Genomic DNA, 13,557 nt, shown 5'->3' on the forward strand with positions numbered 1-13,557 from the left:
GCAGCGAGGACTATGGCCAGCTGACCAAGGCGGTACCGGGCCTGGACCTGTTGTCGGGTGCCAATGCCCTGGGCGGGCTAAGTGGCTTGGGGGATTTGCTGGGCAGCAACAAGGGTAGCCAGTCGGCCTTGGACAAGGCGTTGGGTAACGACGCGCAGAACCGCAGCGACCTGGACAATGCCTTCAAGGCCCTGGGCATGGATACCGGAATGATCGGGCAGTTCGCGCCGTTGTTGCTGCAGTACCTGGGCAGTTTTTGGACGACGCCAGCGCCGTTGGCTCAGCCTTCGGTCTGATGGCTCTTTAGCGCCAGGGCTGGCATCACCGCCGTTTAAATCTGGCGCTGTACTTGTAGGAGCGGCCTTGTGTCGCGAAAGGGCCGCGCAGCGGCCCCGGCAATCTTCGACGCGAAGCTGAAATCCTGGGGCCGCTTCGCGCCCCTTTCGCGACACAAGGCCGCTCCTACAAGCGACCGCGCAAGCCCGGGAAAGCGGAGTCAGGCTGTTTCTGTGAAGTCCACCAGGCGCACCGGGGGCCGGAAGGGTACAAGTACCGAGCCTGGCGACTTGGGTTGCAGCAGCACCGCCTGTTGCGCGACCGTTTGCGCACACAGGGCGTACTCCGCGGCCTGAATGAGCGTGTCTACTAATGAATGGTAAGTGTGGGGTGGATCAGGGACGAGGTTAAGCATGCTGGATGACCTCTGATGCCACCACCGGCCTGCTGTTAAACAAGAGGGAGGCTATGTACATGGGTTGACAGACCGGTAGTCAACCAAAACCCGGCGCACATGAGTGCCCTGTGCACAGCTGCAATAACGGCAAAAGCCATGTGGTTGAAGAGTGCGGCCTGTCAAAGCCGGTCGCTGATTCCGCATTGACCGCCTGAGACTAGAACCTCCGTAGACGACCATGGATGAAATCGTGAACGCTCGGGACAATCGGTAGCTGGGCTGTAGAAGATAAAGAAAAATTCTGTCTATTTTTTGCTCAGGGTCGGGTGGCCGGCAGTGCTTGTTTAGTAGTTCTTCAGGTCTCGTATGCGCCGTTGAATTATGTGTGCGCCTGTGTAGATCACTTCGTCGATCATGTAAAGCTTGCCTACTTTGTATCGCCTTGCGGTGTTCATTGTTAATTTGCTTTTTACACGTCCGTGGTTTTGACTTATAAGGCTTTCATTTACTGAATACACCGTGATTTCAAAATCGTTACCTTCAAATGGGCTGAGGTTGGCGCGTCGCTTTGCAGCTGCGGCCCATGATTCAGTGCGAATTGCGGGATCTATCTTTTCAATTGCGCTGAAATCGGCAAATCCGATAGTGTTGCCCGAGCTGGAATTTACGGAAAGTCGCTTTACTGAAGTGGGTGGGGTAAGAGAAATCATAGAACGCGTACCAATGCTCTCGGCGCGGTATGAAGTGCGCGGTGTAGACTCTCCCCAGTTAATTTTCATCCCGCTGGCAGAGTCAAAGAGCCGGCCAGCTATAGATGGATCGGCGGTTGTGGGAGACTGCCGTGGGCGCCTCAGGCCAAGCATATTGCCTAAACCTTTGAGCATCCTCATGAAAATGCCGCTATGCCCGCTTGGGTCGGTGATATTTACTGGGTCGCCATAGCAATAAGTATAAGCGTTCCATCCACCTAGCCCAAATGGACTGATATTATCAGGGCTGTTGAAGCGACGAAGCGTTGAGCTGAACGCTCTGTAGCCGGCGCCTAATACATAATTTCGACATATGGGGTCAAAATATTCGCCATTGAATCCTTTTAGCGTGTTGATGGACGGAAGCGTTGAAGCATATCCATAGGTCGTATAGTTGTGCAGTTCGCGATCAGAGGTACTGTGCTCACGTATTACAGAGCCATTTTCGTCGACTGCAAGTATGTGAACGCCATGAGCGTTGTGCTCAGCAAGGCATCGTTTTGAAACGGAAAATAATCTGCGAGAGTTAATTTCCGTTATCACATTTACAATTTGATTTTCTCTGTAGAAAAGATCGCTTGTCGATTTTTTTCTCATGACAGAGTCCGTGTGGTTGAACAGTTCTGAAGCTGGAGTATTGGGTACTCTCACATTATTGGCTACTGACAAAAATGACAGGTAGATTTCGCCGAGAGGCGGCAATGAATGGCCAGCAGACAATCTGCCTGGAACAAACCCTTCCCGCTCTAGTAAAACACCTCGTTTCCCAGGCCATCCCGGCCCACGACAGTCCCTTCCAATGAAAGCATTCACCCTGTTAACCCTGGCCGCAAGCCCGGTGTTCGCCTTCAACCTCGGCGACGCCGCCAACGCCGTATCCGCCATGCAGAACCAGCAACAGCAAGGCCAGGTACAGGCGCCCCAGGCGCAGGCCGATTTGCTCAACACCCTGGGCAGCCAGTTGAACATTACCCCCGAACAGGCCGTGGGCGGGGCGGGGGCCATGCTGGGTTTGGCACGCAACAGCCTGAGTAGCGAGGACTATGGCCAGCTGACCAAGGCGGTACCGGGCCTGGACCTGTTGTCGGGCGCCAATGCCCTGGGCGGGCTAAGTGGCTTGGGGGATTTGCTGGGCAGCAACAAGGGTAGCCAGTCGGCCCTCGACAAGGCATTGGGTAACGACGTGCAGAACCGCAGCGACCTGGACAATGCCTTCAAAGCCCTGGGCATGGATACCGGAATGATCGGGCAGTTCGCGCCTTTGTTGCTGCAGTACCTGGGGCAGCAGGGGATTGCTGGTTCGTTGCTGCAGAACCTGGGGAGTTTGTGGACCACGCCAGCGCCGTTGGCTCAGCCTTCGGTCTGATGGTTCTTTAGCGCCAGGGCTGGCATCACCGCCGTTGAAAGCTGGCGCGGTCGCTGGTAGGACCGGCCTTGTGTCGCGAAAGGGCTGCGCAGCGGCCCCAGGATTTCAGCTTCGCGTCAAAGATTGCCGGGGCCGCTGCGCGCCCCTTTCGCGACACAAGGCCGCTCCTACAAGCGACCGCGCAAGCCCGGGAAAGCGGAGTCAAGCCCAGGACACCGGAGTCAGGCTGTTTTCTGTGAAGTCCACCAGGCGCACCGGGCGGCGGAAGCCGGCGGTCAGTACCGTCAGGTAGGCAAGGCCCAGTGCAAACCAGCACAGGCCGATCACCAGCGTCAGCGCCGACAGGCTGGTCCACAGCCACAGAACCAGCTCAGGCAACGCAAGGCTTGAAGCCCTTAATGCAACGTCCGCGGCTCACAAGGCAACTGGACCTGGATCAAGGCTGCCTCAAGCAGCGCTCGCAACGCCTCGAGTTCATGCATCGTCGCCATGATCAGTACCGAGCATGGCGACTTGGGCTGCAGCAGCACCGCCTGCTGCGCGACCGTTTGCGCGCACAGGGCGTACTCCGCGGCCTGGATGAGTGTGTCTTCCAGGGAATGGTAAGTGTGGGGTGGATCGGGGACGATCTTAAGCATGATGGAACACCTTAAATGGAGGCCATCACCATCTGCTGTCAAACAATTGGTGGCAGCGGTACATGGGTTGACAGACCGGTAGGTGAACCAAAACCCGGCGCACATGAGTGCCCCATGCACAGCTGCCATAACGGCAAAAGCCATGTGGTTGACGAGTGCGGCCTGTCAAAGCCGGTCGCTGATTTCGCAGCGACCGCCCGATACTAGAGCCCAGCCCAGATCATCCCGTTCCAGCCCTGGAAAGTCACTACTCAGTTGAATAAGGCCTCCTGACGGCGGAAGCTTGATGGGATAAGCTCTCAAAAAACTCTCCAATCCACTCCGGCTCTGCGGTTTTATCCCTCCTAGCCTGCCGCCGTGCATTGAAAGCCTTGGCTAAGTCCTCCTGTAGCTGAGAGCTCTGTTCGGGCCCAACAGACTTGTCTACGTAGCTGGGAAGTTTTTCTTGCTGCTTTCTATAGAGCTTATCGCGATTGTCTACGGCAGGTACTAACTTTGCTATGTATTTGCTAAGACCCTTTTCGTATTTATCGGGGTTTTCTCTCATATTCACGGTATCTTTGAGTTGTCTATAAGTGTAAGGTTTGTGTCGGTATTCATTTTCAATATTGTATACTTTTCTCTGTGCCTTGTTGGCCTTGTTTACCAAATTTTTAATTTTTGATTTGTAGTATTTGGATTCTGACTCAGTATTCCTGAACATGGGCAAGAGACGCCTAAATATTCTGTATGCTATATGCCCCGAATTATCTGTATGGTTTGTGGGGTCGCCAAAGCAGTAGCTATAAGCGTTCAAACCACCACTGGCAAAGGGACTAAAAGAGTCTGGGCTACAAAACCGCTGTAGTTGCGGACTGAACAGCCGATAGCTACCTAATAGGTAGCATAAGGTCCGCGGGTCACGCCATTGACCGTTGAAGGCCAATAGCACGGCGTCTTCCGAGGTTTCCAGATGGCCGTAAGGTGAGTACGTCATGACCCTGTCGAGCAGGCCCAAGACAGAATTGGCGCGATCGCTCGTCAATATTTTTGTCGCCTGCGCTCTTTCGAGTTGCGCCAAAACTGTATCTTGCACGCGAACAATATGACGGCACCCGTGCGGAGATACTGTAGTGTTTAAATGACCATTTTGATAGAAGTGTAGAGAATTGTCATTTGACAATTTTTTAAAGCGGAGGCCGGTCGCTTCGCAAGCTGGTTCGGTTCTTCCGTTTGTTTTGTTCGGCATAACATTCACCCAACAGTTGTCGGAGTGCTTGATGCTGCGCGAAGCATTGCATAACCACAACTGGTAGTTTTGCTAGTTGTTAGACGGTGGGAACAAGCCCAATGAGCGCCAGTCAGATCTCTTGTTTTTCAGGCCATTCTGGCCAACGAGGCCCCTCTCGGAAAATCAGCAACAGCAAGGCCAGGTACAGGCGCCCCAGGCGCAGGCCGATTTGCTCAACACCCTGGGCAGCCAGTTGAACATCACCCCCGAGCAGGCCGTGGGCGGGGCGGGGGCGATGTTGGGTTTGGCACGCAACAGCCTGAGCAGCGAGGACTATGGCCAGCTGACCAAGGCGGTACCGGGCCTGGACCTGTTGTCGGTTGCCAATGCCCTGGGCGGGCTAAGTGGCTTGGGGGATTTGCTGGGCAGCAACAAGGGTAGCCAGTCGGCTTTGGACAAGGCATTGGGTAACGACGCGCAGAACCGTAGCGACCTGGACAATGCCTTCAAGGCCCTGGGCATGGATACCGGCATGATCGGGCAGTTCGCGCCGTTGTTGCTGCAGAACCTGGGGAGTTTGTGGACCACGCCAGCGCCGTTGGCTCAGCCTTCGGTCTGATGGTTCATTAGCGCCAGGGCTGGCATCACTGCCGTTGAAGGCTGGCGCGGTCGCTGGTAGGAGCGGCCTTGTGTCGCGAAAGGGCCGCGCAGCGGCCCCGGCAATCTTTGACGCGAAGCTGAAATCCTGGGGCCGCTGCGCAGCCCTTTCGCGACACAAGGCCGCTCCTACAAGCGACCGCGCAAGCCTGGGAAAGCGGAGTCAAGCCCAGGAAAGCGGAGTCAGGCTGTTTCTGTAAAGTCCACCAGGCGCACCGGGCGGCGGAAGCCGGCGGTCAGTACCGCCAGGTAGGCAAGACCCAGGGCAAACCAGCACAGGCCAATCACCAGCGTCAGTGCCGACAGGCTGGTCCACAGCCACAGAGCCAGCTCAGGCTACGCAAGGCTTGGAGCCCTTAATGCAACGTTCTCGATTCAGAAGGCAACTGGACCTGGATCAAGGCCGCCTCTAACAACGCCTTTAGCGCCTCGAGTTCATGTATCGTCGCCATGATCAGTACCGGCCCGGACAACTGGGATTGCAGCACCCCGCCTGCTGCGCAGCAGTTCGCGCGCACATCACGTACTCTGCGGGCTGGATGAGTTTGTCTTCGAGGGATGGTAAGTGCTGGGGGGCATCGGAGACGATCTTGAGCATGATGGAACGAACTGAATCGGTCTCGTCATTATTTGCTTTCTCATCATCCAGCTCCTAAAGTTTGAGGTGATGAAAAATAATTGAATATATTTTGTGATTTTATATGTCGAGCGCGTCACGGAGAATGTCTCGATCCTGCTGAAGGGTATAAAGGTTTCGACGGAGATTTTCAGGGACGCTCATGTTATTTCTCTCTAGAATGTCGATGATGGTGCTAAACCTATAATACATTGCCTCCTCTTGGTTAAGCTGAGCATTAAGGCGTTCAAATGCGACAGAAGGTGGTCGAGTGCTTACACGGCGAGACAGAAGTTCCAAAGGGCGGCGGCAAAAACTGAGTGCAACACCTGACCAATCCGGTACGGTGTGCCTATGTCTTATCACGAACTCAGTATTGAAGAACGCATCACCCTCCAGCTTGGCCAGCTTCAGGGGCTGAGCCAACGAGCCATCGCCAAGATGCTTGATCGCAGTCCTTCGACCATCAGCCGCGAACTTCGCCGTAATGGTGGCAACACCGAGCGCTATTCTGCCAGCCAAGCCCATCAGCAGATGCGCCAACGCCGCAAAAGCTGTCGGCCCGCGCGCAAGCTTGAGCCAGGTAGCGAACTGTTCGACCTTGTGGTCTACCTGTTGCGACAATGCTTTTCTCCTCAGCAAATTGCCGGCAAACTCAAACGCATGGAATTCCCGAAGCTTGAAGACGCCTACGTCTGTCGCGAAACGATTTACAACGCTATCTACGCCTTGCCGGTGGGCGAGCTTCGTAAAGAGCTGATCATCTGCCTGCGGCAAGGCAAAACCAGTCGCCGCCCGCGCTCGGGTGGGGTTGACCGGCGCGGCCAAATTCCCGACTTGGTCAGCATTCATGTTCGCCCGCCAGAGGTGGAAGACCGTTTGACGCCGGGGCACTGGGAAGGCGATCTGATTAAAGGCAAAGGCAACGCCTCTGCAGTGGGCACCCTGGTGGAGCGCAGCACGGGCTACCTGATGCTGGTGAAAATGCATGACGCCACCGCCACCTCGGCCGTAGAAGGCTTCAGTGCTGCACTGAACCGAATGCCGCTGGCAGCACGTAAGACGCTTACCTACGACCAAGGCCGTGAGATGGCGCGCCATGCCGAAATCACCCAGCGCACCGGCGTAGCTGTCTACTTCTGTGACCCGCACAGCCCTTGGCAGCGGGGCAGCAACGAAAACATCAACGGCTTGATCCGGCAGTACTTACCCAAAGGAACAGACTTATCGGCCCATAGCCAGGAGCAGTTGGACGCTATTGCGTACCAGTTGAACATCCGTCCGCGCCAACGTTTTGATTACCAATGCCCGATCGAAATGATGACGCAGATGATGGCTAAACATCACGAGAACTCCGCCTTAACTCAGTAACGTGGTGTTGCACTCAGCCTCTGAAACCGCCAAGGGTAAATTGGCGGGGCAGGTGGTTTTTCAAACTTACCGGAAGAGTCACGCGTTGGAGTTATGATGCGATGATGGCCTGGTGGTAGGTCACTGGTGTAACGCGGCAGTTTTGCGGTGGCATAGCGGGTATAGGGTGGTGGCGAAACAGGTGATGAAAATGCTTGTGGATGAGAGGAATAAGAGGGTGGCGCGTCTGTTAGATTAGGAGCGCTAAATTGGGCTGGCCTGTCAAGGTTCATCACGATTTTTTCGTGTGTCGGAGGTTTTTGAAACTGTCGTCTTGCGATTAGTGCGCGCGCATTTAAACGGCCCGAATGGCCCGAAGGGTCAGTGTAGTTGATGGGGTCGCCATTGATATAACTGTACGCGTTCAGGCCTCCTATGCCAAAGGGGGCCAAGCTATCCGTTGCGATGAAGCGCATCAAGATCACGCTGTACGGCCTATATCCTAAGCCCAATATATATAGGCCCGTCATCGGGTCGGAAAGTTCGCCATTAAATCCGAGTAAGCTCTTATTTGTTGAGCGATGCACAGTATAGCCATAGGGTGTGTAGGCATACGATAGATTCATTTTCATTGGGGAGTACCAGTTTTGTGTACTATTGCTGAGAACACGAAGGTTTCAGTATTTCGGTAAAATGCTCATGGCGCCACTATTAAAAATATCAGGTGAAAAGGGCTGCAATGCGCTCCTGCAGTTATGTGAAAATCAGCCGGAACAAACCCCTGAATCACTAGTCCAATCGCTCGTTTCCCAGGCCATCCCGGCCCACGAGAGTCCCTCCCAATGAAAGCATTCACCCTGGCAACCCTGTTAACCCTGGCCGCAAGCCCGGTGTTCGCCTTCAACTTCAGCGACGCCGCCAACGCCGTATCCGCCATGCAGAACCAGCAACAGCAAGGCCAGGTACAGGCGCCCCAGGCGCAGGCCGATTTGCTCAACACCCTGGGCAGTCAGTTGAACATTACCCCCGAGCAGGCCGTGGGCGGGGCGGGGGCGATGTTGGGTTTGGCACGCAACAGCCTGAGCAGCGAGGACTATGGCCAGCTGACCAAGGCGGTACCGGGCCTGGACCTGTTGTCGGGTGCCAATGCCCTGGGCGGGCTAAGTGGCTTGGGGGATTTGCTGGGCAGCAACAAGGGTAGCCAGTCGGCTTTGGACAAGGCATTGGGTAACGACGTGCAGAACCGTAGCGACCTGGACAATGCCTTCAAGGCCCTGGGCATGGATACCGGCATGATCGGGCAGTTCGCGCCGTTGTTGCTGCAGTACCTGGGGCAGCAGGGGATTGCTGGTTCGTTGCTGCAGAACCTGGGGAGTTTGTGGACCACGCCAGCGCCGTTGGCTCAGCCTTCGGTCTGATGGTTCTTTAGCGCCAGGGCTGGCATCACCGCCGTTGAAAGCTGGCGCTGTCCTGTAGGAGCGGCCTTGTGTCGCGAAAGGGCTGCGCAGCGGCCCCAGGATTTCAGCTTCGCGTCAAAGATTGCCGGGGCCGCTGCGCGGCCCTTTCGCGACACAAGGCCGCTCCTACAAGCGACCGCGCAAGCCCGGGAAAGCGGAGTCAAGCCCAGGAAAGCGGAGTCAGGCTGTTTCTGTGAAGTCCACCAGCCGCACCGGGCGGCGGAAGCCGGCGGTCAGTACCGCCAGGTAGGCAAGGCCCAAGGCAAACCAGCACAGGCCAATCACCAGCGTCAGCGCCGACAGGCTGGTCCACAACCACAGCGTAAGCCCCAAACCTACCAGCGGCACGAGGCCATAGCACAGCAGCCCCTTGAGGTTGCGATGCGCCCCGTCATCCATCAAGTGGGTCTTCACCACCGCCAGGTTCACCGCCGAAAACGCTACCAGCGCACCAAAGCTGATCAGCGAGGCCAGGGTCGCCAGGTCGATCACCAACGCCAGCAGCGAAAACGCCGACACCAGCAAAATGGCGAACACCGGGGTACCGAACCGTGGCGACAGGTAACCGAAGCTGCGCCGCGGCAGCACGTTGTCACGGCCCATGGTGAACAGGATGCGCGACACTGCCGCCTGCGAGGCCAGCGCCGAGCCCAGGCTGCCGGCAACAAAAGCTGCGGTGAAGAAGTTGGCCAGGAACTGCCCACCCGCCTTGAACATCACCTCGTTGGCCGCCGCATCGGCATTGGCGAATGTGGTGCCCGGCATGACCAGCTGGCTGACATAGGCCAGTACGGTGAACAGTACGCCAGCGAACAGGGTGGTGAGGATGATCGCCCGTGGCACGTCGCGGCGGGCATCGCGGCATTCTTCAGCCAGGGTCGAAACGGCATCGAAGCCGAGGAACGACAGGCACAACACCGCCGCACCGGCCATCAGCGCGCCAAAGCCAGGTTGTGAGCCGTCACCCAGCAGCGGCGACAGCAGGTCGAGCGGCTGGCCGGCCAGCGTTTGGCATGACAGCGCCACGAATACCACGATGAAGACGATCTGCGCGCCGACGATCAGGTTGCTGGTTTTGGCCACCGAATGAATGCCGACCACGTTGAGCACGGTGACCAGGGCGATCGAGGCCAGCGCAATGGACCACGCCGGGATGGCCGGGAAGGCGATATTGAGGAACAAGCCTATCAACAGGTAGTTGATCATCGGCAGGAATAGATAGTCGAGCAGCAACGACCAGCCAGCGAGGAAGCCGATGTTGGGGCCGAAAGCCATGTTGGTGTAGGAGTACGCCGAGCCTGCCACTGGGAAACGCTTGACCATGAAGCTGTAGGACGCGGCGGTGAACAGCATGGCCACCAGGGTGACCATGTAGGCGCTCGCGGTGCGGCCGCCGGTCAGCTCTGTCACGATGCCATAAGTGGTGAAGATGGTCAGCGGGACCATGTACACCAGGCCGAAGAACACCAGGGCCGGAAGGCCGAGAACACGGCGAAGCTGAGCGGAGTTGGAGCTGGGTGGGTTGGCCATCGATCGATCCAGAGCGTTTTTTTAGTTGTGCTTTGGTCGATTTTTATCCACTTGGGTGGGGGATGACAAAAAAGTAATCCTTATGTTGATTATTAGCCTGGGTTTTAATCGGATTGTTGGGCTGCCTGAGCGGGCCGCGGGTGGCAGCGCAAGCCCGAAGGTAGCACCACCCTGCGTGGGAGCGGGTTCGCCCGCGAAGAGGCCCCATCAGGCGGTAAAGACCTCAGCCCATCTCCCCCCGCAGTTGCTCGATCCGCTGGTCCTTGTCCCACCACAACTGGTTCACCCAGGCCTGCACAGTTTGGCGGAATTCAGGATCGTTCTCGTAATCCCCCGCCCACAATCCAGGGTCCAGCTCACGCACCTGAATGTCGATAATCACCCGGCTAATGCTGCCATTGAGCAAATCCCAGAACCCCGGCGCCTTGTTGCCTGGGTACACGATGGTCACGTCCAGCAGCGCATCGAGCTGATCACCCAGCGCCGCCAGCACGAACGCCACGCCACCGGCCTTGGGCTTGAGCAGGTAACGGTATGGCGACTGTTGCGCCTGGCGCTTGGCGTCGGTGAAGCGCGTGCCTTCGAGGTAGTTGACCACGGTCACCGGCTGGCGCTTGAACAGCTCGCAGGCGGCCTTGGTAATCTCCAGGTCCTTGCCCTTCAGCTCGGGGTGCTTGGCCAGAAAGGCCTTGCTGTAGCGCTTCATGAACGGGTAATCCAGCCCCCACCAGGCCAGCCCCAGCAGCGGTACCCAGATCAGTTCTTTTTTCAGGAAGAACTTGAAGAACGGCGTGCGCCGGTTGAGGCTTTCGATCAAGGCAGGAATGTCCACCCAGGACTGGTGGTTGCTAACCGCCAGGTAGGAAGTGTCCTTGCGCAGGTTCTCGACGCCGCGGATATCCCACTGGGTGGGGATGCACAGGGCAAAGATGGCCTTGTCGATTTCCGACCAGGTTTCGGCCACCCACATCACCGCCCACGAGGCATAGTCACGGCCACGGCCCGGCAACACCAGTTTGAGCAGGGCGAAGACCAGCAGCGGGCAGATCAGCACCAAGGTGTTGAGCAGCAGCAGGGTGGTCGTAAGAATGCCGGTAAGCAGGCGACGCATAAGGAAACTCTTGTTGTATGAAGTTGGCAGGGCGCAATGATAAGCAGCGCCGTGGCCTACGCCAAATGTCCAATGCCCGGCGGCAGGAACAAATGTTTCACAACATGTTGGATAACCTTGTGACAACGAACCTATCCTGCCAGTGCAGTCTAAGCACTGACCTCTTTGAAGGAAGCCTGCCTGTGAAACCTTTGCTTGCCCTGTTGTCGTTGTTGTCACTGCCGGTAATGGCCGCCGACCCTACCCTCTACGGCCGCTACGAGAACATCGCCCTGCCCGAGCTGGGCGAAACGTTGAAAGCCAAGATGGATACCGGCGCCTTTACCGCCTCGCTGTCGGCCAAGGATATCGAGTTGTTCACCCGCGATGGCGATGAGTGGGTGCGCTTTCGCCTGGCGACCAAGGACGCCGATGGCAAAGTTTACGAGCACAAGGTCTCGCGTATCAGCAAGATCAAAGGGCGGGCCGATGAGGAAGACGAAGGGGATACGCCGGAAGTTTCCAAGCGCCCGGTGGTCGACCTGCAGTTGTGCCTGGGTGACGTGAAACGCACTGTCGAAGTGAACCTGGTGGACCGCAGCAACTTCAACTACCCGCTGTTGATTGGCTCCAAGGCGCTGCGCGAGTTCAAGGCGGCGGTCAACCCGGCGAAGAAATTTACTGCTGGCAAGCCAGACTGCTGATACGTAGCTTGAGGGAGGGCAAACAGGTCGGGCGCTGATTGGATCAGGATTGGGCACTTTTTTCCTGTGGTACCCAGGTGAGGCCTTCGCGGGCATGCCCGCTCCCACAGGTACTGCACAGCTCTCGAATACTGTGATGTCCCTGTGGGAGCGGGCGTGCCCGCGAAGAGGCCCTTCAGGCCTGCGGAGAAGTGGCGACCATCGACGGCCGCTTGCTCACCTCGGCATACCACGCGGCCAGCCCGGGCTGGTGCTCGCGCCAGCCGAACTCGGGCTGACGCAGGTCCAGATACCCCAGCGCACAGGCCACGCCTATCGCCGCCAGGTCGAACCCGGACATCAGCTCAGGCAAATGCTCCTGCTCCAGGTTGGCCAGGCTTCGGCGAATCTTGTCGCCCTGCGCCTGCAGCCAACCGTCCCAGCGCTTGTCTTCAGGCCGCAGGAAGCTTTCATAACGGCACGATACCGCTGCATCCAGGACCGCATCGGCCTGCGACACCAGCGTCAGGCGCCGCCAGCGCGCCGAGCCTTCGCGTGGCAGCAGCGGCAGGCCGACGTGCTGCTGGTCGAGGTACTCACAGATCACCCGGCTGTCGTGCAGCACGGTGCCGTCTTCCAGGCGCAGCGCCGGGATCTTGCCGATCGGGTTGTCCTGGTTCAGCTGCGGGTCGCCGCTCACCGGGCTGATGTTGACCGGCTGCAGCTGCACCCGCTGCAACTGGCCGGTTTCGTGCAGCACAACCATCACCTTGCGCACGAACGGCGACAAGGGCGAGTGGAACAGCGTCATCGTGCTCATGCTTCAGTTACCTTGCAGGCTGGGTGGCAGGCACACGCCGGTGCCGCCGATACCGCAGTAGCCGTCCGGGTTCTTGGCCAGGTACTGCTGGTGGTAGGCCTCGGCGAAGTACACCGTCGGTGCCTGGTCGATTTCGGTGGTGATTTCGCCGAACCCGGCCTTGCTCAGCTCGGCCTGGAAGGCGTCACGGCTGGCCTTGGCCTGTTCCAGCTGTTCCGGGCTGGTGCAGTAGATGGCCGAGCGGTATTGGGTGCCGACATCGTTACCCTGGCGCATGCCCTGGGTCGGGTTGTGCAGCTCCCAGAACATCGCCAGCAGCTCGCGGTAGCTGACCTTGTCCTTGTCGAACACCACCAGCACCACTTCGGTGTGGCCGGTCAGGCCCGAGCAGACCTCTTCGTAGGTTGGGTTCGGGGTAAAGCCGCCGGCGTAGCCCACCACGGTGCTGACCACCCCTTCGCGCTGCCAGAAACGGCGCTCGGCACCCCAGAAGCAGCCCAGGCCGAAGATGGCGAAGTCGATGCTGCCTTCGAAGAACGGGCCGAGCAATGGGGTGTCCTTGAAGACGTAGTGGAACTCGGGCAGGCTCATTGGCGTTTCGCGGCCAGGCAGGGCCTGTTCCGCGGTAGGCATGACGTTTTTGTTCACCAGGATTTCCGAACGCAGGACCATAGCCGTTCCTCTGTGTTTAACCAGTTGGATAGGGGTTGGGGCTTTC

The 13,557-nt window shown here is 57.8% G+C and carries 14 protein-coding genes and 4 pseudogenes; 6 read left to right on the forward strand and 12 right to left on the reverse strand.

Annotated elements, in window-relative coordinates; all coding sequences use genetic code 11:
- Window positions 1-296 (forward strand): DUF2780 domain-containing protein (locus DMX12_RS20855; RefSeq protein WP_146226857.1); only part of this gene is annotated, 296 nt, incomplete at its 5' end.
- Between the two features lie 200 nt (window positions 297-496).
- Here DMX12_RS20855 and DMX12_RS20860 read toward each other — a convergent pair.
- Window positions 497-691, reverse strand: a complete 195-nt coding sequence (locus DMX12_RS20860; RefSeq protein WP_110679340.1) for a hypothetical protein — start codon at window positions 689-691, stop codon at window positions 497-499.
- A gap of 326 nt (window positions 692-1,017) precedes the next feature.
- Window positions 1,018-2,019 (reverse strand): RHS repeat-associated core domain-containing protein, encoded by a 1,002-nt coding sequence (locus DMX12_RS20865; RefSeq protein ID WP_110679341.1) that lies wholly within the window; start codon window positions 2,017-2,019, stop codon window positions 1,018-1,020.
- A gap of 202 nt (window positions 2,020-2,221) precedes the next feature.
- Between DMX12_RS20865 and DMX12_RS20870 the strand changes: the two genes are divergently transcribed.
- Window positions 2,222-2,788, forward strand: coding sequence for a DUF2780 domain-containing protein (locus DMX12_RS20870; protein WP_110679342.1), 567 nt, complete (start codon window positions 2,222-2,224; stop codon window positions 2,786-2,788).
- A gap of 201 nt (window positions 2,789-2,989) precedes the next feature.
- Here DMX12_RS20870 and DMX12_RS29340 read toward each other — a convergent pair.
- The 3 genes and pseudogenes from DMX12_RS29340 to DMX12_RS30040 all read right to left on the reverse strand — a co-directional run.
- A pseudogene (locus tag DMX12_RS29340) lies at window positions 2,990-3,157 on the reverse strand (hypothetical protein); the annotation flags it as partial.
- A 26-nt stretch (window positions 3,158-3,183) separates the two neighbouring features.
- Window positions 3,184-3,426 (reverse strand): hypothetical protein, encoded by a 243-nt coding sequence (locus DMX12_RS20875; RefSeq protein WP_110679343.1) that lies wholly within the window; start codon window positions 3,424-3,426, stop codon window positions 3,184-3,186.
- A 247-nt stretch (window positions 3,427-3,673) separates the two neighbouring features.
- Window positions 3,674-4,654 (reverse strand): RHS repeat-associated core domain-containing protein, encoded by a 981-nt coding sequence (locus DMX12_RS30040; RefSeq protein ID WP_249122073.1) that lies wholly within the window; start codon window positions 4,652-4,654, stop codon window positions 3,674-3,676.
- A 160-nt stretch (window positions 4,655-4,814) separates the two neighbouring features.
- Here DMX12_RS30040 and DMX12_RS20885 point away from each other — a divergent pair.
- Window positions 4,815-5,255 (forward strand): annotated as a pseudogene (locus DMX12_RS20885) (DUF2780 domain-containing protein); the annotation flags it as partial.
- 221 nt (window positions 5,256-5,476) lie between these two features.
- Here the strand turns inward: DMX12_RS20885 and DMX12_RS20895 are convergent.
- Both DMX12_RS20895 and DMX12_RS30045 read right to left on the reverse strand, forming a co-directional pair.
- Window positions 5,477-5,623: pseudogene (locus DMX12_RS20895) on the reverse strand (Putrescine importer PuuP); the annotation flags it as partial.
- Between the two features lie 26 nt (window positions 5,624-5,649).
- Window positions 5,650-5,891 (reverse strand): annotated as a pseudogene (locus DMX12_RS30045) (hypothetical protein).
- Window positions 5,892-6,263: 372 nt separating this feature from the next.
- Between DMX12_RS30045 and DMX12_RS20905 the strand changes: the two are divergent.
- Window positions 6,264-7,280 carry an IS30 family transposase gene (locus DMX12_RS20905; RefSeq protein WP_110679346.1) on the forward strand — a complete coding sequence of 339 codons (1,017 nt, stop codon included), beginning with the start codon at window positions 6,264-6,266 and terminating at the stop codon, window positions 7,278-7,280.
- Here the strand turns inward: DMX12_RS20905 and DMX12_RS20910 are convergent.
- Window positions 7,274-7,891 (reverse strand): RHS repeat-associated core domain-containing protein, encoded by a 618-nt coding sequence (locus tag DMX12_RS20910; RefSeq protein WP_110679347.1) that lies wholly within the window; start codon window positions 7,889-7,891, stop codon window positions 7,274-7,276. The genes DMX12_RS20905 and DMX12_RS20910 overlap by 7 nt on opposite strands.
- Window positions 7,892-8,101: 210 nt before the next feature.
- Between DMX12_RS20910 and DMX12_RS20915 the strand changes: the two genes are divergently transcribed.
- Window positions 8,102-8,677, forward strand: a complete 576-nt coding sequence (locus tag DMX12_RS20915; protein ID WP_110679348.1) for a DUF2780 domain-containing protein — start codon at window positions 8,102-8,104, stop codon at window positions 8,675-8,677.
- A gap of 219 nt (window positions 8,678-8,896) precedes the next feature.
- Here the strand turns inward: DMX12_RS20915 and DMX12_RS20925 are convergent, their stop codons facing one another.
- On the reverse strand, window positions 8,897-10,246 hold the full coding sequence (locus DMX12_RS20925) for an APC family permease (protein WP_110679350.1): 1,350 nt from the start codon (window positions 10,244-10,246) through the stop codon (window positions 8,897-8,899).
- A 223-nt stretch (window positions 10,247-10,469) separates the two neighbouring features.
- The gene (locus tag DMX12_RS20930; protein WP_110679351.1) at window positions 10,470-11,357 is read right to left on the reverse strand and encodes an acyltransferase; all 888 of its coding nucleotides are present in this window, start codon (window positions 11,355-11,357) and stop codon (window positions 10,470-10,472) included.
- Window positions 11,358-11,539: 182 nt separating this feature from the next.
- On the opposite strand from DMX12_RS20930, the gene DMX12_RS20935 reads away from it, so the two are divergent.
- Complete coding sequence (locus DMX12_RS20935; protein ID WP_009682544.1) at window positions 11,540-12,040, forward strand: ATP-dependent zinc protease; 501 nt, start codon at window positions 11,540-11,542, stop codon at window positions 12,038-12,040.
- Window positions 12,041-12,215: 175 nt separating this feature from the next.
- Here DMX12_RS20935 and DMX12_RS20940 read toward each other — a convergent pair whose 3' ends face one another.
- Complete coding sequence (locus DMX12_RS20940) at window positions 12,216-12,839, reverse strand: glutathione S-transferase (RefSeq protein WP_110679352.1); 624 nt, start codon at window positions 12,837-12,839, stop codon at window positions 12,216-12,218.
- Window positions 12,840-12,842: 3 nt separating this feature from the next.
- Entirely contained in the window at window positions 12,843-13,511 is a 669-nt protein-coding gene (gene msrA / locus DMX12_RS20945) for a peptide-methionine (S)-S-oxide reductase MsrA (RefSeq protein WP_054904284.1), read from the reverse strand.
- Window positions 13,512-13,557: the final 46 nt, after the last annotated feature.

It is taken from the genome of Pseudomonas sp. MB-090624 (assembly GCF_003205245.1).
GTDB classification, from domain to species: domain Bacteria; phylum Pseudomonadota; class Gammaproteobacteria; order Pseudomonadales; family Pseudomonadaceae; genus Aquipseudomonas; species Aquipseudomonas juntendi.

Bases quoted from the DNA above. Each gene is read 5' to 3' on its own strand.
- DMX12_RS20930 (WP_110679351.1), bottom strand. From the start codon at position 11,357: ATGCGTCGCCTGCTTACCGGCATTCTTACGACCACCCTGCTGCTGCTC.
- DMX12_RS20875 (WP_110679343.1), bottom strand. From the start codon at position 3,426: ATGCTTAAGATCGTCCCCGATCCACCCCACACTTACCATTCCCTGGAA.
- DMX12_RS20940 (WP_110679352.1), bottom strand. From the start codon at position 12,839: ATGAGCACGATGACGCTGTTCCACTCGCCCTTGTCGCCGTTCGTGCGC.
- DMX12_RS20870 (WP_110679342.1), top strand. From the start codon at position 2,222: ATGAAAGCATTCACCCTGTTAACCCTGGCCGCAAGCCCGGTGTTCGCC.
- DMX12_RS20860 (WP_110679340.1), bottom strand. From the start codon at position 691: ATGCTTAACCTCGTCCCTGATCCACCCCACACTTACCATTCATTAGTA.
- DMX12_RS20905 (WP_110679346.1), top strand. From the start codon at position 6,264: ATGTCTTATCACGAACTCAGTATTGAAGAACGCATCACCCTCCAGCTT.
- DMX12_RS20910 (WP_110679347.1), bottom strand. From the start codon at position 7,891: ATGAAAATGAATCTATCGTATGCCTACACACCCTATGGCTATACTGTG.
- DMX12_RS20925 (WP_110679350.1), bottom strand. From the start codon at position 10,246: ATGGCCAACCCACCCAGCTCCAACTCCGCTCAGCTTCGCCGTGTTCTC.
- DMX12_RS30040 (WP_249122073.1), bottom strand. From the start codon at position 4,654: ATGCCGAACAAAACAAACGGAAGAACCGAACCAGCTTGCGAAGCGACC.
- DMX12_RS20915 (WP_110679348.1), top strand. From the start codon at position 8,102: ATGAAAGCATTCACCCTGGCAACCCTGTTAACCCTGGCCGCAAGCCCG.
- msrA (WP_054904284.1), bottom strand. From the start codon at position 13,511: ATGGTCCTGCGTTCGGAAATCCTGGTGAACAAAAACGTCATGCCTACC.
- DMX12_RS20865 (WP_110679341.1), bottom strand. From the start codon at position 2,019: ATGAGAAAAAAATCGACAAGCGATCTTTTCTACAGAGAAAATCAAATT.